Source organism: Bacillus sp. 95MFCvi2.1, from assembly GCF_000374965.1.
GTDB lineage: Bacteria > Bacillota > Bacilli > Bacillales > Bacillaceae_G > Bacillus_A > Bacillus_A pseudomycoides.
Genome location: NZ_KB895718.1, coordinates 18350 through 40871, shown reverse-complemented (window position 1 = coordinate 40871; position 22522 = coordinate 18350). Strand labels below are relative to the sequence as shown.

The following is a 22522-nucleotide window of genomic DNA, read 5'->3' as shown; positions in this document are numbered from 1 at the left end:
TATGGAAGAAAACAAGCAACGTGTCAAAAGTATGATTAATATTTTGCAGCTTGTTGCACCAGGGACACCTTTGCGAGAAGGCATAGATAATGTACTTCGTGCGCAAACAGGTGGCTTAATTGTCCTTGGGTATAATGATCAAATTAAAAGCATTGTTGATGGAGGATTTCACATTAATTGTGCATTCTCTCCCGCTAGTTTATACGAACTAGCAAAAATGGATGGAGCTCTTATTTTAAATGAGACGGGAAGTAAAATTTTAATTGCAAATGCACAGTTAGTTCCCGAGTCATCTATTGATTCCATTGAAACAGGAATGCGTCATCGCACAGCAGAACGTGTAGCGAAGCAAACAGGAAGTCTTGTTGTTGCTATTTCACAAAGACGTAACGTAATTACGCTATATCAGGGAGGTTTACGTTATACACTAAAAGACATAGGCGTTATTTTAACAAAGGCAAATCAGGCTATTCAAACTTTAGAAAAATATAAAGCAGTATGGAATGATGGTATTACGAACTTGGGTATTCTAGAATTTGAGGAAGTTGTTACGATGTCTGAAGTGGTCCACGTCCTACATAGTGTCGAGATGGTACTCCGTATTAAGAATGAAATTCTAAGTTATATTCATGAATTAGGAACAGAAGGTAGACTTATTCGTTTACAGCTTACTGAGCTGTTGGCTGATTTGGAAGCAGAGGCAGCATTATTAATTAAAGACTACTATCAAGAAAAGACGCAGGATCACTATCAAATTTTAAAAAAATTACAGGAACTTGCAAATGCACAGCTTTTAGAAGATAGTGATTTAGTGAAATTGCTTGGTTACCCAGGGCAAATGAGTTTAGAGGAAAGTGTTACACCGAGAGGATATAGGATTACAAGTAAAATTTCTCGGGTACCACCTCTTATTATTGAAAATTTGATCAATCGATTTAAAACATTGCAAGGCGTTTGTCGTGCAAGTATTAATGAGTTAGATGATGTAGAAGGAATTGGAGAAGTTCGGGCGAAAAAAATACGAGAAGGTTTAAAACGAATCCAAGAGCATTTATATATGAGTAGACACAATTAAGAATATTACATTGATTTCATAATATAACGACACTAGCACATTTTTGGTATATGATATGATATATTGGTAAATAAACCAATTTATAAAAAGACACGTCCGCTTTTGCATTCGGCGTTTTGATTAGCAAAACAATGGTTAATAATGAGTAGGAGGTGGTTGGATGTTAAAACGGATCGTACAGCTCTTCGTTTTAGTAATCGGAGGAGCGTTAGGGATTTATTTAATCCCGAAAGTTATTAATGTATTGGACATGGGTGCAATCCCGTTACTGGAGGGCTCATATGTTCGTGCAATTATTGGTGCAATTATTTTATTTTTAACAACATTTTGGCTCGTAGATTATATTGTTCAGCTTATTAAACATATTGAGGAAGCTCTTGTAAAGGCGCCTGTAACAGATGTTTTATTTGGCACGCTAGGATTAATCTCAGGTCTTATTGTTGCGTATTTAATTTTGATACCAATTCGTGAATTTACAATTCCAGTCATTAGTACTGTATTGCAAATCTTCTTTACACTTCTACTTGGTTACTTAGGATTCCAGGTAGGATTTAAAAAGAGAAATGAATTGTTAGGATTATTTACACTACCACAACGCGGTGGCAAGAAGAAAAATAACAATAGTGATAATGAAGAGGCTGAAACGGAAACAGGAGTAGAGGAATCTTTTTCGCATTGGAAAATTCTTGATACTAGTGTAATTATTGATGGACGTATTGCTGATATTTGTCAAACGAAATTCCTAGAAGGAACGATTGTCATTCCTCAGTTTGTATTAGAGGAGTTGCAACATATTGCTGATTCTTCGGATGCATTAAAGCGTAATCGAGGACGTAGAGGATTAGATATTTTAAACCGTATTCAAAAAGAGATGCCAATTCCAGTAGAGATTTATGAAGGCGATTTCGAAGATATTCAAGAAGTGGATAGCAAGCTTGTGAAATTAGCGAAAGTAACTGGTGGTACTGTTGTCACAAATGATTTTAACTTAAATAAAGTTTCTGAACTACAAGGAGTAACAGTTCTAAACATTAATGATTTAGCAAATGCAATTAAGCCAGTTGTACTTCCCGGTGAAGAACTAAGCGTTTATGTTGTCAAAGATGGAAAAGAGCAAAATCAAGGTGTTGCTTATTTAGATGATGGTACGATGATTGTAGTAGAAGATGGTCGAGAATATGTTGGCTCACAACTTGATGTACTCGTTACGAGTGTACTACAAACATCTGCTGGTCGTATGATTTTTGCAAAGCGAAAATTACTAGAAAAAGCATTATAAGTAGAGGATTATTAGCATGTATACATTAATTATTCCGGCCGCGGGCCGAGGAAAGCGAATGGGTGCTGGTAAAAATAAATTATTTTTGCTTATTAATGAAGTGCCTATTATTGTGCATACATTACGTGTTTTTGAAAAAGATGAAGCATGTAAAAATATTATTATGGCAATTAATGAAGAAGAACGTTCCTATTTTGAAGGGTTAATACAGAGATATCCGATTCAAAAGAGTGTGCAGTTTATCCAAGGTGGGGCTGAAAGACAAGATAGTGTATATAATGCACTTCAATATGTGAAGCAAACCGAGTATGTTCTTGTACATGATGGAGCACGTCCGTTTGTAACGAATAAAATGACCCGTGATGTATTGATTGCAGCGAAGCGGAAAGGTGCTTCGATTTGCGCGGTACCTGTAAAGGACACAGTAAAACGGGTAGAACAAAATACAGTTGTTGAAACAGTTGAACGTTCTCAGTTGAGAGCCGTACAAACACCTCAAGGATTTTCTGTTCCACTTTTACTAGAAGCGCATCAAAGTGCAAAACAGGGATGTTTCCTTGGTACAGATGATGCAAGTCTTGTAGAACGTATTGGTAAGGAAGTGGGCGTAGTAGAGGGTAGTTATTACAATATTAAAGTGACAACGCCAGAGGATTTATTAATTGCTGAAAGTTTCTTGCGTGTTCAGAAGGGGTAGTAGAAAGAATATAAAGAAAAGCCCGGTTACTGCCGGGCTTTTCTTTATAGGTGCATAGATATAATATAGAATCATAACGTTCAGTAGTTTAGCTTGAGGAGGATGTAAAATGTTTCGAATTGGACAAGGCTTTGATGTACATGAATTTGCAGAAGGTAGACCGTTAATTATCGGTGGAATTACGATTCCGCATGAAAAAGGTTTGTTAGGTCACTCAGATGCAGATGTACTATTACATACAATTGCTGATGCATGTTTAGGAGCAATTGCTGCAGGTGACATCGGAAAACATTTTCCAGATACAGATCCTACCTTTAAGGATGCAGATTCAGCGGTGTTATTGCAAAAAGTTTGGGAGTTTGTGCGTGAACAAGGGTATGAGTTAGGTAATTTAGATTGTACAATTATTGCGCAGAAGCCGAAAATGGCACCACATATTGAAAATATGCGTAAGCGTATTAGTGAGTTATTAGAAACTTCTATAGGCAATATTAATGTGAAGGCAACAACAACTGAAAAATTAGGATTTACAGGAAGAGAAGAAGGGATTGCTTCTCAAGCAGTTGTATTATTACAGAAAAAATAGTTGTTTTTGATTCGTAAGATGGATAATCAGATTTTTTTGGTGTACAATTATAGAATGTGTTGACATTAAGAATGGAAGGTGTACCAATTATGGAAAAGCAAGTGAGAGTACGCTATGCGCCAAGTCCAACAGGACACTTACATATCGGAAATGCGCGTACGGCATTATTTAATTATTTATTTGCTCGTCATCAAGATGGCAAGTTTATTATTCGTATTGAAGATACTGATGTAAAACGTAATGTTGCTGGTGGTGAAGAAAGCCAATTAAAATACTTGAAATGGCTCGGTATGGACTGGGATGAAGGTGTTGATGTTGGTGGTGAATATGGACCATATCGTCAAACAGAACGTTTAGATATTTATAAAAAGTTATATGAAGATTTGCTAGAACGTGGTTTAGCTTATAAATGTTACATGACAGAAGAGGAATTAGAAGCAGAGCGTGAAGGACAAATTGCTCGTGGTGAAACACCTCGTTATGCAGGTAATCACCGTGATTTAACAGAAGAACAAATCAAGCAATTTGAAGCAGAAGGCCGCATTCCAAGTATTCGTTTCCGTGTACCGGCTGACCGCGACTACACGTTTAAGGATGTCGTAAAAGATGAAGTTGCTTTCCACTCAAATGACTTTGGTGATTTCGTTATTGTGAAAAAAGATGGTATTCCAACTTATAATTTTGCAGTAGCGGTAGATGATCATTTAATGGAAATCACACATGTTCTTCGTGGCGATGACCATATCTCTAACACACCGAAACAAATGATGATTTATGAAGCATTTGGATGGGATATCCCACAATTCGGTCATATGACATTAATCGTAAATGAGAGCCGTAAAAAATTAAGTAAACGTGATGAATCTATTATTCAATTTATTGAACAATATCAAGCGCTTGGATATCTTCCAGAAGCGATTTTTAACTTTATCGCATTACTTGGTTGGTCACCAGTAGGGGAGGAAGAAATCTTCTCTAAAGATGAGTTTATTGAAATGTTTGATGCGGCACGTTTATCAAAATCACCTGCATTATTCGATTCTCAAAAACTAAAATGGATGAACAATCAATATATGAAAAAGCAAGACCTAGATGCTGTTGTTGCATTAAGCTTACCGCATTTAGTGAAAGCTGGTCGTGTAAGTGAAAACTTAAGCGAACAAGAACAGGTTTGGGTTCGTGGTGTAATTGCTTTATACCATGAACAAATGAGCTTTGGAGCTGAAATTGTAGAGCTTTCTGAAATGTTCTTCAAAGATCATGTAGACTATGAAGAAGAAGGACAAGAAGTATTAAAAGGTGAACAAGTACCTGAAGTACTTCGTGCATTTGCAGCAGGATTAGAAGCTTTAGATGAAGTAGAACCAGCAGCAATTAAGAAGGCAATTAAAGCTGTTCAAAAAGAAACAGGTCATAAAGGCAAAAATTTATTTATGCCAATTCGTGTTGCAACTACGGGTCAAACACATGGCCCAGAACTTCCAAACGCAATTGCACTTCTTGGAAAAGAAAAAGTTTTAAATCGTATTCGTAAAGTAATTGGTTAACATTTGACGAATTTAGAAATATAATAAGAATACTTAAAAACCTAATAAGGGAAAGCGACGAGAAGGAGAAGTAGAAAATCAGGCTTTTTACAGAGAGAACCACCTTTTGGCTGGAAGTGGTTTATAAGTGGATTTTTGAAATGCCCCTTCGAGTCTTCTGCTGAACAACGAAGAGTTTCGGGACGTCATAAGGACGCAAAGTAAGCAGAAGCGGTATAAACCGTTATCATGGATGAGTTTGAGGCTTTATTTGAGCCTAAACAGAGTGGAACCGCGCTTATAAGGCGCCTCTGTCAATATGACAGAGGCGTCTTTTTTATACCATGTAAATAGGTATGGGTATAAGTTTTTGTACAGATGGATAAAGACTAGGTAACAAACAAGGAAGTTAGCGATAAAGTGAACCTTTAATCAGTGGGGCTTCATTCCTCACTAATTATTAGCCTTCACCAATTGGACCTTTACGGGTAATTCATCTCCAATCTAACTTCTTTTCTTTCACTGAATGATGAGGTGGAAGTAATACTGTCCACCAATAGCGGGGGAATCAGTTCACTCGGAATAGTAGTCCATAAAGGGGAGGGGACATCGATGTTTAAGAGGCTTCGAGAAGATATTGAAGTCGTTTTTGAACAAGATCCAGCGGCGCGAAGTTATTTCGAAGTCATTTTAACTTACTCTGGATTACATGCAGTTTGGGCACACCGAATTGCACACGCCTTTTATAAACGAAATTTTTTCTTTATTGCGCGTTGGATTTCACAAGTTAGTCGTTTTTTTACTGGTATCGAGATTCATCCAGGAGCCACAATTGGTCGCCGCTTTTTTATTGACCATGGTATGGGAGTTGTTATTGGGGAGACATGTGAAATTGGAGACAATGTAACCATTTATCAAGGAGTTACATTAGGTGGTACAGGGAAAGAAAAAGGAAAAAGGCATCCAACAATTCAAGATAATGTACTTATTGCAACTGGTGCGAAAGTACTCGGATCCATTACGGTTGGAGAGAATTCCAAAATTGGTGCAGGGTCCGTTGTGTTGAAAGAAGTTCCTGCGCATTCGACAGTTGTAGGTATACCTGGTCGTGTCGTAATTCAGAATGGAGTAAAGGTAGGTCAGGAATTAAACCATTCGGATCTTCCGGATCCAATTTTCGATAAATTGAAAGTGATGGAAGCTGAGCTTGAGAAATTAAAAAAGCAACTTGAAGTAAAAGTGGAAAGGAAGGATGAAAATGACTATTCACATTTATAATACGTTAACGCGTCAGAAAGAGGAGTTTGTTCCTTTAGAAGAAAATAAAGTGAAGATGTATGTATGCGGGCCGACAGTATACAACTATATTCATATTGGAAATGCAAGACCGCCTATGGTATTTGATACAGTGCGTCGCTACTTAGAATATAAAGGGTATGATGTACAATATGTTTCTAATTTTACGGATGTAGATGATAAATTAATTAAAGCAGCAAATGAGCTAGGAGAGGACGTTCCAACAATTGCAGATCGCTTTGTTGAAGCGTATTTTGAAGATGTAACTGCATTAGGTTGCAAGCACGCTACAGTTCACCCTCGTGTAACAGAAAATATGGATATCATTATTGAGTTTATTGAGGAACTTGTGAAAAAAGGATATGCATATGAATCAGAAGGAGATGTTTATTACAAAACGAAAGAATTTGAAGGCTACGGCAAATTGTCTCATCAACCAATTGCAGATTTGCGTCATGGTGCACGTATTGAAGTTGGAGAAAAGAAACAAGACCCACTTGACTTTGCATTATGGAAAGCTGCGAAAGAAGGAGAGATCTTCTGGGAGAGTCCTTGGGGGAAAGGTCGTCCGGGATGGCATATTGAATGCTCTGCAATGGCACGGAAATATTTGGGAGATACAATCGATATTCACGCTGGTGGTCAAGATTTAGCGTTCCCACATCATGAAAATGAGATTGCACAATCAGAAGCTTTGACTGGAAAAACATTTGCACGTTACTGGATGCATAATGGATATATTAATATTAACAATGAAAAAATGTCTAAATCATTAGGGAACTTCATTTTAGTTCACGATATTATTAAGCAATATAATCCGCAATTAATTCGCTTCTTTATGCTATCGGTTCACTATCGTCATCCAATTAACTTTAGTGAAGAATTATTACAGAATACGAATAATGGGTTAGAGCGTATTAAAACGGCATACGGTAATTTAAAACATCGCATGGAAAGCAGTACGGATTTAACGGATCATAACGAGAAGTGGTTAGCTGAAATGAAGAAATTCCAAGTTGCATTTGAAGCAGCGATGGATGATGATTTTAATACAGCAAACGCAGTAACAGAATTATATAACTTAGCAAACCATGCAAATCAATATTTACTAGAAGAACATACATCAAAAGCTGTGCTTGAGGCGTATGTAAAACAGTTTGAAACATTATTTGGCATCTTAGGATTAGAATTAACAAAAGAAGAATTACTTGATGAAGAGATTGAAGTGTTAATTCAAAAACGTATTGAAGCTCGTAAAAATCGTGATTTCGCATTATCAGATCAAATTCGCGATGATTTAAAAGAGCGCAATATTATTTTAGAAGATACAGCACAAGGTACAAGATGGAAAAGAGGATAAGCATGATTGATGCAAAGCAATTGAACAGCTTAGCGTTAGCCTATATGGGTGATGCGGTATATGAACAATATATCCGCTATCACCTCCTTCAAAAAGGAACAGTTCGTCCCAATCAACTACATCGTTTAGGGACAAGCTTTGTTTCAGCAAAGGCGCAGGCGAAAGTTGTTTATCATTTTTTAGAGACAGCATTTCTAACAGAGGAAGAAGAAGCGGTACTAAGAAGAGGACGTAATGCGAATTCTGGTACTGTTCCAAAAAATACGGATGTACAAACGTATCGCCATAGTACGGCCTTCGAGGCATTGCTCGGCTATCATTATTTATTGAACAATCGTGAACGATTAGAAGAGCTTGTATATAAAGCAATTGATGTATTAGAGGTAAAAGAAGGAGGCGCATCAACATGAGTAGTGAATACATTATCGGCCGTAACCCTGTAATTGAAGCGTTACGATCAGGGCGAGATATTAATAAGATTTGGATTGCAGAAGGTGCTGCCAAGGGACAAGTACAAATTGTATTAGCGTTAGCGAAAGAGAATAAAATTATTTTACAGCATGCACCAAAGAAAAAATTAGATCAGCTTGTTGAAGGAAATCATCAAGGGGTGATTGCGCAAGTTGCGGCATATCAGTATGCGGAATTAGAAGATTTATTTGAGGTAGCTGCTAAGCGTAACGAAGATCCGTTCTTCTTAATTCTTGATGAAATTGAAGACCCACATAACCTAGGATCTATTATGCGTACAGCAGATGCAACGGGAGCGCATGGAATTATTATTCCAAAGCGCCGAGCAGTTGGGTTAACGGCATCGGTTGCAAAGGCTTCAACAGGGGCAATTGAATACATTCCAGTTGCTCGTGTGACAAATTTATCACGAACAATTGATGAGTTAAAGGAACGTGGTCTTTGGATTGCGGGCACAGATGCAAAAGGGAAAACAGATTATCGCAACTTAGATGGCAATATGCCGATTGGGTTAGTAATTGGTAGTGAAGGGAAAGGTATGAGCCGTATTATTGGTGAAAAGTGTGATTTCCTTATTCATTTACCGATGGTTGGTAAAGTTACATCCTTAAATGCTTCAGTAGCTGCTAGTCTGCTAATGTACGAGGTATATCGTAAACGTCACCAAATTGGTGAGTAAAAATGGACGATATTTTAATCGTTGACGGTTATAACGTTATTGGGGCTTGGAGAGACTTGAAAAAATTGAGGGATGTAGACTTACAGGCATCAAGGGACGCGCTAATTGATAAGATGGCGGATTATCAGGGGTATACAGGAACAAGAGTAATGATTGTATTTGATGCTTATACAGTTCAAGGTATTGAGAAGAAGATGAAGCAATCGCGTGTTGAAGTTATTTTCACAAGGAGAAATCAAACTGCTGATGAAAAAATTGAACAGCTCGCGATTGAGCTTCGTAACATTAATACACAAATTTATGTTGCAACTTCCGATTATACAGAACAGTGGGTTATTTTTGCGCAAGGAGCACTTAGGAAATCAGCCCGTGAACTAGAGATAGAAGTACAGGCGGTGGAACAACAAGTGCGCCATCAAACGCGAGAGGTAAAAGATAAACAACCAGCTATGCGAACGATATTTAGCAAGGATATTACAGAAAAGTTAGAAAAATTAAGGCGAGGAGAGCGTTGAACCATTGACGCTCTTCAAGCGCTTACTGTATAATATTTCTAAATAAATAGCGGTCGGAGGGATCAGAGTGGAAACAGGCTTCGTAAGTACCAACAACGTTACGTTTCGCGATTTAGAGGATGAGGCAATAGTTGAGTTAGTTCGAAAAGGTAATATTGATGCTCTTGAATATTTAATTCACAAGTACAAGAACTTTGTTCGCGCAAAATCAAGATCGTATTTTTTAGTAGGTGCCGATCGGGAAGATATTGTTCAAGAAGGTATGATTGGATTGTTTAAAGCTATTCGTGATTATAAAGAGGACAAGCTCTCTTCTTTTAAAGCATTTGCTGAATTATGTATTACTCGTCAAATTATTACTGCTATTAAGACAGCAACGAGACAAAAACATATTCCTTTAAATTCATATGTTTCTTTAGACAAACCGATTTACGATGAGGAATCTGATCGTACGCTATTAGATGTTATTTCAGAAGCAAAGGTAACTGATCCTGAAGAGATGATTATTAGCCAGGAAGAATATACCGACATAGAACTGAAAATATCTGAATTATTAAGCGATTTAGAAAGAAAAGTCCTTTCTTTATACTTAGATGGTCGCTCTTATCAAGAAATCTCAGAACAGCTAAATAGACACGTAAAGTCTATTGATAACGCCCTGCAGCGTGTGAAAAGAAAACTTGAACGATATATGGAAATGAGAGAAAATACAACTTTAAACTCATAGTATATGTCGCAGGAGGTAAAGTGATTCTCCTGTTTTCTTTTTGTAAGGTAGTAAGCGGCATGTCATTGACATTGTCTTTTATTGTATGATACATTTTTAGGGACATAATGTTACAAGGTTGGTGTAACAAATGAGGAAAAAAGTTGTACTCTCATGTGAAGAGTGTAAGAATCGAAACTACTCCACAATGAAAGATACGAGCTCAGTAGAGCGACTTGAGATAAAGAAGTTTTGTAAAACATGCAATATGCATACAGTTCATAAGGAAACAAAATAAATAATCGAAACAATACACTGGAGGTCCCGTAAATGCGTTTGACGAACTTTTTCGGCGATGTAGGTCGCGAAATGAAAAAAGTAAGTTGGCCTAAGAAAGATGAATTACTCCGTTCAACAGCTACTGTTATTGCGACAGTTGTGTTTTTTGCAGTTTTCTTTGCAGTAGTTGACATGGGTATTTCTTCTTTAATTCGGTTAATTCTTGGTTAGTTCTTGAATAAGAAGCACTTATCCATGATATAATGTTATTTATACGAACTGTGTAAAAGCCCGATGAACGGGTTTTTTCATTTGCACAAAAAAATGTACGTCAGGGAGGGAAGGACGCTCGTCCTAAATGAATGGAAAAAAGTTGGTATGTTGTCCATACTTATTCTGGATATGAAAATAAAGTAAAAGCAAACCTAGAGAAACGTGTAGAATCAATGGGAATGCAAGATAAAATTTTCCGTGTTGTTGTTCCGGAAGAAGTAGAAGTAGAAATGAAAAACGGAAAAGAAAAGTTAACAAAAAGAAAAGTATTCCCAGGTTATGTATTAGTTGAACTAATTATGACTGATGATTCTTGGTATGTTGTTCGTAATACACCAGGCGTAACAGGTTTTGTTGGATCTTCTGGGTCAGGTTCAAAACCATCTCCTTTATTAGAAGAGGAAGTTGTTACCATTATGAAGCATATGGGAATGGACAATGAAGTGGTTGATTTTGACTTTGAACTTCATGAAACAGTGCGTGTAAATGAAGGGCCATTCGCGAACTATACAGGCGCAATCGAAGAGATTGACATGGAAAAACAAAAAGTAAGAGTGCTTGTAGACATGTTTGGTCGTGAAACACCGGTCGAGCTGGATTTCCATCAAATTGAAAAATTATAAAATGAAACTTGAAATGAATTGTAAAAAGTGATAATATCTTTTAAGTCAGTACGTCTTCGGTAACGGAGACGTTTTTTGAAAAGATTTTATCGTACAGATAAAATAAAAGTGGGAGGGCAAATCACTGCCCAATTGACCACATCACGGACTTAAGGAGGTGTGTCTCGTGGCTAAAAAGGTAATTAAAATGGTAAAACTTCAAATTCCTGCAGGTAAAGCTAACCCAGCTCCACCAGTTGGTCCAGCATTAGGACAAGCGGGTGTTAATATCATGGGCTTCTGTAAAGAGTTCAACGCTCGTACAGCAGATCAAGCTGGTCTTATCATTCCTGTTGAAATTACGGTATTCGAAGACCGTTCATTCACTTTCATTACTAAAACTCCTCCTGCTGCTGTTCTTCTTAAGAAAGTAGCTGGTATCGAGTCTGGTTCTGGTGAACCAAACCGTAATAAAGTGGCAACTGTTAAGCGTGATAAAGTTCGCGAAATCGCTGAAACTAAAATGCCTGACCTAAACGCTGCTAGTGTAGAAGCTGCAATGCGTATGGTTGAAGGTACTGCACGCAGTATGGGCATCGTAATCGAAGACTAATTCGATTTGTTTTTTTGTAAAAAAGGTTGCGGGTCTGGAATTCCAATTCGCAACCTTTATTATCGTAAATGAGTATCGTTTTTAAATAAATGGATGGGCGCACATCCTCGGGGGTTCCCGGAATGAAGGCGTAAACGTGGGAGGTTATTCCGCTAAAACCACATTCAAGGAGGAAATAAACATGGCTAAAAGAGGTAAAAAGTACGTAGAAGCTGCGAAGCTTGTTGATCGTGCAACTGCTTACTCTGCAACAGAAGCAGTAGAATTAGTAAAGAAAACAAACACAGCTAAATTTGATGCAACTGTAGAAGCTGCATTTCGTTTAGGTGTTGACCCTAAGAAAGCTGACCAACAAATTCGTGGTGCAGTTGTTCTTCCACACGGTACTGGTAAAGTTCAACGTGTATTAGTATTCGCTAAAGGCGAAAAAGCAAAAGAAGCTGAAGCTGCTGGCGCTGACTTCGTAGGTGATACTGATTACATCGGCAAAATCCAACAAGGTTGGTTCGATTTCGATGTAGTAGTAGCAACTCCTGACATGATGGGTGAAGTTGGTAAACTTGGTCGTGTATTAGGACCTAAAGGTTTAATGCCGAACCCTAAAACTGGAACAGTTACTTTCGATGTAACAAAAGCTGTTAACGAAATCAAAGCTGGTAAAGTTGAATACCGCGTTGATAAAGCTGGTAACATCCATGTTCCAATCGGTAAAGTATCTTTCGAAGATGCTAAACTAGTAGAAAACTTCAAAACAATTGCTGACACGCTGTTAAAAGCTAAACCAGCTGCTGCAAAAGGTACTTACATGAAGAACGCAACTGTTGCTTCTACAATGGGACCTGGCGTACGTGTAGACGTTTCTACAATCGCGTAAAAATTGGAAGTTGACTTCATAAAGAAGTTTTAATATAATCATTTATGTTGTGAATTTAAATAGTGTACCGTAGACAGTGGGTGCCAACTTGGCTTAATTTCCCACCTAGGTGTTAATATACGAAACGGAATTTTTTCTGTGACTATATGCCTCCATGTCTACAATTGGGCATGGGGGTTTTTTAGTGCACTGTCGGTACATCTTCTATATAATCTACAGGAGGTGTAATAACATGAGCAAAGCAATCGAAACTAAACAACAAGTTGTAACTGAAATCGCTGAAAAACTTCGCGAAAGTAAATCTACAATCGTTGTTGACTACCGTGGTTTAACAGTTGCTGAAGCAACAGAATTACGTAAAAACTTACGTGAAGCTGGCGTTGAGTTCAAAGTTTACAAAAACTCTTTAACTCGTCGTGCTGCAGAATCTGTTGAAATGGCTGAGTTAAACGAATTCTTAACAGGACCAAACGCAATCGCGTTCAGTAACGAGGATGTAGTTGCTCCTGCGAAAGTATTAAACGACTTCGCTAAAGATCATGAAGCTTTAGAAATTAAAGCGGGCGTAATCGAAGGTAAACTTGTAACACTTGATGAGGTTAAAGCTATCGCTACTCTTCCATCTCGTGAAGGCTTACTTTCTATGCTTCTTAGCGTTCTTCAAGCTCCAATCCGTAACCTTGCACTTGCTACTAAAGCAGTTGCAGATCAAAAGGAAGAGCAAGGCGCTTAATTTTTTAAAAGATAATTACGTGTTATCGATAAAACAATACAAACCTATCTAAGGGAGGATATTTACAATGACTAAAGAACAAATCATTGAAGCAGTTAAATCTATGACTGTATTAGAACTTAACGACTTAGTAAAAGCTATCGAGGAAGAATTCGGCGTAACTGCTGCTGCTCCTGTAGCTGTTGTTGGTGGCGCTGGTGAAGCTGCTGCTGAGAAAACTGAATTTGACGTAGTACTTGAAAGTGCTGGCGCGCAAAAAATCAAAGTTATCAAAGTTGTTCGTGAAATCACTGGTCTTGGCTTAAAAGAAGCTAAAGAATTAGTTGACAACACACCAAAAGCAATCAAAGAAGGCGCTTCTAAAGAAGAAGCTGAAGAAATGAAAGCTAAACTTGAAGAAGTTGGCGCTGCTGTAGAAGTTAAGTAATTAACTTTTGAAGCTTAAAAAAAGCTCGCTCTTATGCGGGCTTTTTTTTTAACTGTAAAGAAAAGAGGTGGCCATATGGCAGACCATTATTTTTCTAATGACCCTTCGAGCAAAAGTGATCGTAAACGATGGGAATATACATTGCGAGGATCTCAATTTGCTTTTTTATCTGACCATGGGGTGTTTTCGAAAAACGAGGTGGACTTTGGTTCTCGTCTTTTAATTGAAGCGTTTCAAATGCCGGATATTAAAGGTGACGTATTAGACGTGGGATGTGGATACGGTCCAATCGGTTTGTCGTTAGCGAAAGAGTTTCAAGAGCGTAGTGTTCACATGGTGGATGTGAACGAAAGGGCACTTGGACTTGCAAAAGAAAATGCTGCTAATAACAAAGTTGAAAACGTTCGTATTTTTCAAAGTAGTGTCTATGAAAATGTAGATGGCAAGTATGCTGCTATTCTATCTAATCCTCCAATTCGTGCTGGTAAGCATATCGTGCATGAGATTTTAGAAAAAGCTGCCATTCATCTAGTGTCGGGTGGAGAGCTTTGGATTGTTATTCAAAAGAAACAAGGTGCACCATCTGCGCTTAAAAAACTAGAGGAAACATTTTCTGAAGTTGAAGTTGTAGAAAAGAAAAAAGGATATTATATCATAAAATCAAAAAAACGTTGACGGTTATTTTTGGCTATGTTAACATTATACAATGCCAATATATGATTTTCTGCGTTGAGAACGATGTATATTTTTGCTTCTCTTGGAAAAGATAGTAAAATCAGCAGATGATGAAACAGAATGATGGTTTTCTTATAGAAGCCATTTTTCTTTTTTGAGCAGGTAGAAAGACTCAACGTATCTATCTTTGAGAGAAAAAAGCTGCGCTACTGGCGTTAGCTATATTTATTTGTGATTTTGCACAATTTTTTTGTGCATTTATAATACTCATGATTTGAGGGGTGAAGCAGTTGACAGGTCAACTAGTTCAATACGGACGCCACCGCCAACGAAGAAGTTATGCCCGTATTAGTGAAGTATTAGAGTTACCAAATCTTATCGAAATTCAAACCTCTTCTTATCAGTGGTTTCTTGATGAGGGTTTGCGAGAAATGTTCCAAGACATTTCTCCGATTGAAGACTTTACGGGAAATCTATCGCTTGAATTTATCGACTACAGCTTAGGTGAACCTAAATACTCTGTAGAAGAATGTAAAGAGCGTGATGTGACGTATGCAGCACCACTTCGTGTGAAAGTTCGTCTAATCAATAAGGAAACTGGTGAAGTAAAAGAACAGGATGTGTTCATGGGAGATTTCCCACTCATGACAGAGACAGGAACATTCGTAATTAACGGTGCAGAACGTGTTATCGTTTCCCAGTTAGTTCGCTCTCCAAGCGTATACTATAGTGGCAAAGTGGATAAAAACGGAAAACGTGGTTTTACTGCTACTGTAATTCCAAACCGCGGAGCTTGGTTAGAGTATGAAACAGATGCTAAGGATGTTGTATATGTGCGTATCGACCGTACGCGTAAACTTCCTGTAACTGTTTTGTTACGCGCATTAGGGTTTGGCTCTGATCAAGAAATCACCGAGCTTTTAGGTGATAACGAATACTTAAGCAATACGCTAGAAAAAGACAACACAGATAGCACAGAAAAAGCATTGCTTGAAATTTATGAGCGTCTACGCCCAGGTGAACCACCAACAGTAGAAAATGCGAAAAGCTTGCTTGTTTCTCGCTTCTTTGATCCGAAGCGCTACGATTTAGCAAATGTAGGTCGTTACAAGATCAACAAAAAGTTACACATTAAAAACAGATTGTTTAACCAACGCTTAGCTGAAACATTAGTAGATCCAGAAACTGGAGAAATTTTAGCGGCAGAAGGAACAATCTTAGACCGTCGTACACTAGATCGCATTTTACCTTACTTAGAGAAAAACATTGGATTCAAGACAGCGAAACCAATGGGTGGAGTGGTAGAAGGCGATGTTGAGCTGCAATCGATTAAGATTTATGCTCCAGAGTCAGACGGTGAACGTTCTATCAATGTAATTGGGAATGCAAATATCACTCGTGACGTAAAACACATCACACCAGGTGATATCCTTGCTTCTATTAGCTACTTCTTTAACTTACTATACAAAGTAGGGGATACAGATGATATTGACCATTTAGGAAACCGTCGTCTTCGTTCTGTAGGGGAGTTATTACAAAACCAATTCCGTATCGGTCTTTCTCGTATGGAACGTGTTGTTCGTGAGAGAATGTCGATCCAAGATACAAATGCAATTACACCGCAAGCGTTAATTAACATTCGTCCGGTTATTGCATCTATTAAAGAGTTCTTCGGAAGTTCTCAGTTATCTCAGTTCATGGACCAAACAAACCCATTAGCAGAGTTAACACACAAACGAAGACTATCTGCATTAGGACCTGGTGGTTTAACGCGTGAGCGTGCAGGCTTTGAAGTACGTGACGTTCACTACTCTCACTATGGTCGTATGTGTCCAATCGAAACGCCAGAGGGACCAAACATCGGTTTGATCAACTCATTATCTTCATTCGCGAAAGTAAATGAGTTTGGTTTCATTGAAACACCATACCGTCGTGTTGATCCAGAAACTGGACGTGTAACGGGCCATGTTGATTACTTAACAGCAGATGAAGAAGATAACTATGTTGTAGCCCAAGCGAACATGAAATTATCTGAAGAAGGGGAATTCCTTGATGAAGATATCGTAGCTCGTTTCCGTGGTGAAAACATTGTCACAAATAAAGAACGTATCGATTACATGGATGTATCTCCAAAACAAGTAGTGTCCGCAGCGACAGCTTGTATTCCGTTCTTAGAAAACGATGACTCCAACCGTGCACTTATGGGTGCGAACATGCAACGTCAGGCGGTTCCGTTAATGAATCCGGAATCTCCGATTGTAGGTACAGGTATGGAGTACGTATCAGCAAAAGACTCAGGAGCTGCAGTAATCTGTAAACATCCTGGTACTGTTGAGCGCGTAGAAGCACGTGAAGTTTGGGTACGTCGCTATGTAGAAGTTGACGGTCAAAAAGTAAAAGGCGATTTAGATCGCTACAAAATGTTGAAATTCATTCGTTCTAACCAAGGAACTTGTTACAATCAACGTCCAATTGTAAGTGTTGGAGATCAAGTTGTAAAAGGTGAAATCCTTGCGGATGGTCCTTCTATGGAAAAAGGTGAACTAGCACTTGGACGTAACGTGCTTGTTGGCTTTATGACATGGGATGGTTATAACTACGAGGATGCAATCATCATGAGTGAGCGCCTTGTAAAAGATGATGTGTACACTTCTATCCATATTGAAGAATATGAATCAGAAGCACGTGATACGAAGCTCGGACCAGAAGAAATTACACGTGATATCCCGAATGTTGGGGAAGATGCACTTCGTAATCTTGACGAGCGCGGTATTATTCGCGTCGGTGCTGAAGTAAAAGATGGAGATCTACTTGTTGGTAAAGTAACGCCAAAAGGTGTAACAGAATTAACAGCAGAAGAACGTCTATTACATGCAATCTTCGGTGAAAAAGCGCGTGAAGTACGTGATACATCACTACGTGTACCACATGGTGGTGGCGGTATTATCTTAGACGTAAAAGTATTCAACCGTGAAGATGGCGATGAATTGCCACCAGGTGTGAACCAACTTGTACGTGCATATATCGTTCAAAAACGTAAAATTTCTGAAGGTGACAAGATGGCCGGTCGTCATGGTAACAAAGGTGTTATCTCTCGCATTTTACCAGAAGAAGATATGCCTTACTTACCAGATGGCACGCCAATTGATATCATGTTGAACCCATTAGGGGTACCATCTCGTATGAATATCGGTCAGGTATTAGAGCTTCATCTTGGTATGGCAGCAAGATACCTTGGCATCCATATTGCAACGCCAGTATTCGATGGTGCTCGTGAGGAAGACGTATGGGGTACAATCGAAGAAGCTGGTATGGCAAATGATGCGAAAACAATCCTTTATGATGGACGTACTGGTGAACCATTCGACAATCGCGTATCTGTTGGTGTCATGTACATGATCAAACTTGCGCACATGGTTGACGATAAACTTCATGCTCGTTCTACTGGACCATACTCACTTGTAACGCAGCAACCTCTTGGAGGTAAAGCTCAGTTCGGTGGACAGCGTTTCGGTGAGATGGAGGTTTGGGCACTTGAAGCTTACGGTGCTGCTTATACTCTTCAAGAAATCTTAACAGTGAAGTCTGATGATGTTGTTGGACGTGTTAAGACGTACGAAGCAATTGTTAAAGGTGAAAATGTTCCAGAACCAGGCGTTCCAGAATCATTCAAAGTATTGATTAAAGAACTGCAAAGTTTAGGTATGGACGTTAAAATGATGTCTAGTGACGATACAGAAATTGAGATGCGTGATACGGAAGATGATGATCATCAATCAGCAGACAAATTGAATATCGAAGTTGAGACAACTAAGGAATAATTGGGATAACCTGTAGACTAAAAGGGAGGTAGGCCCCTTGATAGATGTAAATAACTTTGAATATATGAAGATTGGACTTGCTTCACCTGACAAGATTCGTTCTTGGTCATACGGTGAAGTTAAGAAACCAGAAACGATTAACTATCGTACGTTAAAGCCTGAAAAAGATGGCTTGTTCTGTGAGCGTATTTTCGGACCACAAAAGGACTGGGAATGTCATTGCGGAAAATATAAACGTGTACGTTATAAAGGTGTAGTTTGTGATCGATGTGGCGTTGAAGTAACGCGTGCAAAAGTTCGTCGTGAACGTATGGGTCATATCGAATTAGCTGCTCCTGTATCTCATATTTGGTATTTCAAAGGTATCCCGAGCCGCATGGGACTTGTCTTAGACATGTCCCCTCGCGCGCTTGAAGAAGTAATTTATTTCGCTTCTTATGTTGTAACAGAAAGTGGAGATACACCACTTGATAAGAAGCAATTACTTTCTGAAAAAGAATACCGTGCATATCGTGATCGATATGGCAGCACATTCCAAGCTGCTATGGGTGCAGAAGCAATTAAGAAGCTATTACAAGACATCGATTTAGATAAAGAAGTAGACTTCTTAAAAGAAGAATTAAAAACAGCACAAGGACAACGCCGTACTCGTGCTATTAAACGTCTAGAAGTATTAGAAGCATTCCGTAACTCTGGAAATGAGCCATCTTGGATGATCTTAGATGTTCTTCCAGTTATCCCGCCAGAACTACGCCCAATGGTACAGTTAGATGGTGGACGTTTTGCAACTTCTGACTTAAATGATTTATATCGTCGTGTAATTAACCGTAATAATCGTTTAAAACGTCTATTGGACTTAGGTGCACCAAGCATCATCGTTCAAAACGAAAAACGTATGTTACAAGAAGCTGTAGACGCATTAATCGATAATGGTCGTCGTGGCCGTCCAGTTACTGGACCAGGTAACCGCCCATTAAAATCACTATCTCACATGCTTAAAGGTAAACAAGGACGTTTCCGTCAAAACTTATTAGGTAAACGTGTTGACTACTCTGGCCGTTCTGTAATCGTTGTAGGACCGAACTTAAAGATGTATCAATGTGGATTACCGAAAGAGATGGCGCTTGAACTGTTCAAACCTTTCGTTATGAAAGATTTAGTGGAAAAAGGATTAGCACACAACATTAAGAGTGCGAAGCGTAAAATCGAGCGTGTACAACCTGAAGTTTGGGATGTTTTAGAATCTGTGATTAAAGAACACCCTGTACTTCTAAACCGTGCTCCAACGCTTCATCGTCTTGGTATCCAGGCGTTCGAACCTACATTAGTAGAAGGACGCGCAATCCGTCTTCATCCACTTGTATGTACTGCATACAACGCGGACTTTGATGGTGACCAAATGGCGGTTCACGTTCCGTTATCATCAGAAGCTCAAGCGGAAGCTCGTCTTCTTATGTTAGCGGCACAAAACATCTTGAACCCGAAAGATGGAAAACCAGTTGTTACTCCATCTCAGGATATGGTATTAGGTAACTACTACTTAACACTTGAGCGTGAGGGTGCAATTGGTGAAGGTATGGTGTTCAAAGATGCAAATGAAGCATTGCTTGCATATCAAAATGGATATGTACATCTGCACACACGTGTTGCAGTTGCTGCAAGTTCAGTAAACAACGAAACATTTACTGAAGAGCAAAAGAGCAAACTTCTATTAACAACAGTTGGTAAATTAATGTTTAACGAAATCTTACCGAAGTCGTTCCCTTATATTAACGAACCGACAAATTCAAACCTTGAAAAAGAAACACCAGCGAAGTATTTCGTTGAAAAAGGTGCGAACATTAAAGAGATTATCGCTAGTCGTGAAGAAGTGGCGCCATTTAGCAAGAAAATCCTTGGAAATATCATTGCGGAAGTATTTAAACGTTTCCAAATTACGGAAACATCTCGTATGCTTGATCGCATGAAAAACTTAGGATTTAAATATTCTACAAAAGCTGGTATTACAGTTGGGGTAGCGGATATTCTTGTATTAGGTGAAAAAGATGAAATTCTCCACGAAGCACAAGCAAAAGTGGATAATGTAATTAAACAATTCCGTCGCGGTTTAATCACGGAAGAAGAACGTTACGATCGTGTTATCTCTATTTGGAGTAATGCGAAAGATGTTATCCAAGGAAAACTGATGAAATCCTTGAATAAGCGCAATCCAATCTTCATGATGAGTGATTCTGGTGCCCGTGGTAACGCATCGAACTTTACTCAGCTTGCTGGTATGCGTGGTTTGATGGCAAACCCATCTGGTCGTATCATTGAACTTCCAATCAAATCAAGTTTCCGTGAAGGTTTAACAGTACTTGAGTACTTCATCTCTACGCATGGTGCGCGTAAAGGTCTTGCCGATACAGCACTTAAAACTGCCGATTCTGGTTACTTAACACGTCGTCTTGTAGACGTTGCACAAGATGTAATTGTCCGTGAAGATGATTGTGGAACAGATCGTGGTTTACTAATTGGTGCGATTAAAGAGGGTAATGAAGTTATTGAGTCATTATATGACCGTCTTGTTGGACGTTTTGCAAGAAAAACTGTAAAACATCCTGAAACAGGTGAAGTATTAGTTGGTGAAAACCAATTAATTACTGAAGATATCGCTCATATCGTTGAAAATTCGGGTGTTGAAACTGTAAACATTCGTTCAGCGTTTACATGTAATACTCGCCATGGTGTATGTAAGAAGTGTTACGGTCGTAACTTAGCAACTGGTACAGACGTAGAAGTAGGAGAGGCGGTAGGTATTATCGCAGCTCAATCTATCGGTGAGCCAGGTACACAGTTAACGATGCGTACGTTCCATACAGGTGGGGTTGCCGGGGATGATATCACACAAGGTTTACCTCGTATCCAAGAGATCTTCGAAGCTCGTAATCCGAAAGGTCAGGCAGTTATCAGTGAAATCGACGGTGTTATCGCAGCGATCAACGATGTTAAAGATCGTCAAGAAGTAGTTGTACAGGGTGAAGTTGAAGCTCGTACGTATGCTATTCCTTACGGTGCTCGTCTGAAAGTAACTCCAGGACAGCCTATCAGTCACGGAAAAGAGTTAACAGAAGGTTCTATTGATCCGAAAGAATTATTAAAAGTAACTGATATTACAGCAGTTCAAGAATACTTACTACGTGAAGTTCAAAAAGTATACCGTATGCAAGGGGTAGAAATTGGTGATAAGCACGTAGAAGTAATGGTTCGCCAAATGCTTCGTAAAGTTCGCGTAAGCGATGCTGGTGAAACAGATGTATTACCAGGAACGTTACTAGACATCCATCAGTTCACTGATGCGAATGCGAAGGTGTTACTATTAGGTAAACAACCAGCAACGGCTAGACCGGTTCTTCTTGGTATTACAAAAGCTTCACTAGAAACAGATTCATTCTTATCTGCAGCATCGTTCCAAGAAACAACTCGTGTTCTAACAGATGCAGCAATTAAAGGAAAACGTGATGAACTTCTAGGATTGAAAGAGAATGTTATTATCGGTAAACTTGTTCCTGCTGGAACAGGTATGAATCGTTATCGCAAAGTGGATCTTGTGAAAACAACACAAGATGACATGAATGTAGAAAACGATGAAGTTTATGTGGAACAGTAAAATTTTCCGTCGTAAATTTTGTATAAAAACAGATAATCCTAGTTGACATTATATGAGTCAAAATGTTACTATAAGCAAGGTTGCTCCTGAACGATGCTTTGGAGGATATGTATATGTCTTATCAAAAAGTGTCAACTGCTGAAAATGTAGTCGTTGGTCATAAACGAACATTGGAAGCAATCAAAAATGGTACAGTTAAAGAAGTTGTCATTGCAGAAGATGCTGACATGCGGTTAACCCATGTTATTACTCGTACTGCATTGCAATATAACGTACCCATAACCAAAGTTGAATCAATTTGTAAACTTGGAAAAGTTTCGGGGATTCAAGTGGGAGCTTCAGCAATAGGAATAATAAGTTAAAACTGTTTTTGTGAGGAGAGAGCA

Annotated in this window: 22 protein-coding genes and 2 other annotated features; all 22 genes read left to right on the top strand. The window is 38.7% G+C overall.

The window, feature by feature from the left end:
• The first annotated feature begins 1 nt into the window (after window position 1).
• The 22 genes from disA (at window position 2) to C568_RS0125405 (ending at window position 22498) form a co-directional block, all read left to right on the top strand.
• The gene (gene disA / locus C568_RS0125505; protein ID WP_003194305.1) at window positions 2-1075 is read left to right on the top strand and encodes a DNA integrity scanning diadenylate cyclase DisA; all 1074 of its coding nucleotides are present in this window, start codon (window positions 2-4) and stop codon (window positions 1073-1075) included.
• A gap of 160 nt (window positions 1076-1235) precedes the next feature.
• A complete protein-coding gene (locus C568_RS0125500) occupies window positions 1236-2354 on the top strand; it encodes a PIN/TRAM domain-containing protein (RefSeq protein WP_003194307.1) in 1119 nt (372 codons plus the stop codon).
• A 16-nt stretch (window positions 2355-2370) separates the two neighbouring features.
• Complete coding sequence (ispD, locus tag C568_RS0125495; RefSeq protein WP_006093092.1) at window positions 2371-3051, top strand: 2-C-methyl-D-erythritol 4-phosphate cytidylyltransferase; 681 nt, start codon at window positions 2371-2373, stop codon at window positions 3049-3051.
• 109 nt (window positions 3052-3160) lie between these two features.
• Complete coding sequence (gene ispF / locus C568_RS0125490) at window positions 3161-3637, top strand: 2-C-methyl-D-erythritol 2,4-cyclodiphosphate synthase (RefSeq protein WP_018783076.1); 477 nt, start codon at window positions 3161-3163, stop codon at window positions 3635-3637.
• A gap of 89 nt (window positions 3638-3726) precedes the next feature.
• Complete coding sequence (gltX, locus tag C568_RS0125485; RefSeq protein WP_018767352.1) at window positions 3727-5184, top strand: glutamate--tRNA ligase; 1458 nt, start codon at window positions 3727-3729, stop codon at window positions 5182-5184.
• A 48-nt stretch (window positions 5185-5232) separates the two neighbouring features.
• Window positions 5233-5479 (top strand) — a binding site (T-box leader).
• Window positions 5480-5775: 296 nt separating this feature from the next.
• Window positions 5776-6441 carry a serine O-acetyltransferase gene (gene cysE, locus C568_RS0125480; RefSeq protein WP_003194315.1) on the top strand — a complete coding sequence of 222 codons (666 nt, stop codon included), beginning with the start codon at window positions 5776-5778 and terminating at the stop codon, window positions 6439-6441.
• Window positions 6422-7819: a cysteine--tRNA ligase gene (cysS, locus tag C568_RS0125475; protein ID WP_018767351.1), complete on the top strand. Its 1398-nt coding sequence runs from the start codon at window positions 6422-6424 to the stop codon at window positions 7817-7819. The genes cysE and cysS overlap by 20 nt, the downstream gene beginning before the upstream one ends.
• A 2-nt stretch (window positions 7820-7821) precedes the next feature.
• Entirely contained in the window at window positions 7822-8229 is a 408-nt protein-coding gene (locus tag C568_RS0125470; protein WP_003205491.1) for a Mini-ribonuclease 3, read from the top strand.
• Window positions 8226-8969, top strand: coding sequence for a 23S rRNA (guanosine(2251)-2'-O)-methyltransferase RlmB (gene rlmB, locus C568_RS0125465; protein WP_003194319.1), 744 nt, complete (start codon window positions 8226-8228; stop codon window positions 8967-8969). Before C568_RS0125470 ends, rlmB begins: the two co-directional genes overlap by 4 nt.
• 2 nt (window positions 8970-8971) lie before the next feature.
• Window positions 8972-9484: an NYN domain-containing protein gene (locus C568_RS0125460; RefSeq protein WP_006093115.1), complete on the top strand. Its 513-nt coding sequence runs from the start codon at window positions 8972-8974 to the stop codon at window positions 9482-9484.
• Between the two features lie 67 nt (window positions 9485-9551).
• Complete coding sequence (locus C568_RS0125455; RefSeq protein ID WP_003194323.1) at window positions 9552-10211, top strand: RNA polymerase sporulation sigma factor SigH; 660 nt, start codon at window positions 9552-9554, stop codon at window positions 10209-10211.
• Between the two features lie 130 nt (window positions 10212-10341).
• The gene (rpmG, locus tag C568_RS33670) at window positions 10342-10488 is read left to right on the top strand and encodes a 50S ribosomal protein L33 (RefSeq protein WP_002055487.1); all 147 of its coding nucleotides are present in this window, start codon (window positions 10342-10344) and stop codon (window positions 10486-10488) included.
• Window positions 10489-10520: 32 nt separating this feature from the next.
• On the top strand, window positions 10521-10700 hold the full coding sequence (secE, locus tag C568_RS0125450) for a preprotein translocase subunit SecE (RefSeq protein ID WP_003194325.1): 180 nt from the start codon (window positions 10521-10523) through the stop codon (window positions 10698-10700).
• Between the two features lie 131 nt (window positions 10701-10831).
• Complete coding sequence (gene nusG, locus C568_RS0125445) at window positions 10832-11365, top strand: transcription termination/antitermination protein NusG (RefSeq protein WP_000415795.1); 534 nt, start codon at window positions 10832-10834, stop codon at window positions 11363-11365.
• A gap of 166 nt (window positions 11366-11531) precedes the next feature.
• Window positions 11532-11957: a 50S ribosomal protein L11 gene (gene rplK / locus C568_RS0125440; RefSeq protein WP_001085872.1), complete on the top strand. Its 426-nt coding sequence runs from the start codon at window positions 11532-11534 to the stop codon at window positions 11955-11957.
• A gap of 181 nt (window positions 11958-12138) precedes the next feature.
• Entirely contained in the window at window positions 12139-12831 is a 693-nt protein-coding gene (gene rplA / locus C568_RS0125435; protein WP_003205496.1) for a 50S ribosomal protein L1, read from the top strand.
• A gap of 49 nt (window positions 12832-12880) precedes the next feature.
• Window positions 12881-13023: a sequence feature (ribosomal protein L10 leader region), on the top strand.
• Window positions 13024-13063: 40 nt separating this feature from the next.
• Entirely contained in the window at window positions 13064-13564 is a 501-nt protein-coding gene (gene rplJ, locus C568_RS0125430) for a 50S ribosomal protein L10 (protein ID WP_006093114.1), read from the top strand.
• Window positions 13565-13631: 67 nt separating this feature from the next.
• A complete protein-coding gene (gene rplL / locus C568_RS0125425) occupies window positions 13632-13991 on the top strand; it encodes a 50S ribosomal protein L7/L12 (protein ID WP_006093113.1) in 360 nt (119 codons plus the stop codon).
• Between the two features lie 75 nt (window positions 13992-14066).
• Window positions 14067-14666: a class I SAM-dependent methyltransferase gene (locus C568_RS0125420; RefSeq protein ID WP_018767349.1), complete on the top strand. Its 600-nt coding sequence runs from the start codon at window positions 14067-14069 to the stop codon at window positions 14664-14666.
• Window positions 14667-14956: 290 nt separating this feature from the next.
• Window positions 14957-18487, top strand: coding sequence for a DNA-directed RNA polymerase subunit beta (gene rpoB, locus C568_RS0125415; protein ID WP_018767348.1), 3531 nt, complete (start codon window positions 14957-14959; stop codon window positions 18485-18487).
• A 37-nt stretch (window positions 18488-18524) separates the two neighbouring features.
• Window positions 18525-22136, top strand: a complete 3612-nt coding sequence (gene rpoC / locus C568_RS0125410) for a DNA-directed RNA polymerase subunit beta' (protein ID WP_003194339.1) — start codon at window positions 18525-18527, stop codon at window positions 22134-22136.
• 113 nt (window positions 22137-22249) lie between these two features.
• Window positions 22250-22498 carry a 50S ribosomal protein L7ae-like protein gene (locus C568_RS0125405; RefSeq protein ID WP_018783075.1) on the top strand — a complete coding sequence of 83 codons (249 nt, stop codon included), beginning with the start codon at window positions 22250-22252 and terminating at the stop codon, window positions 22496-22498.
• Window positions 22499-22522 lie beyond the last annotated feature (24 nt).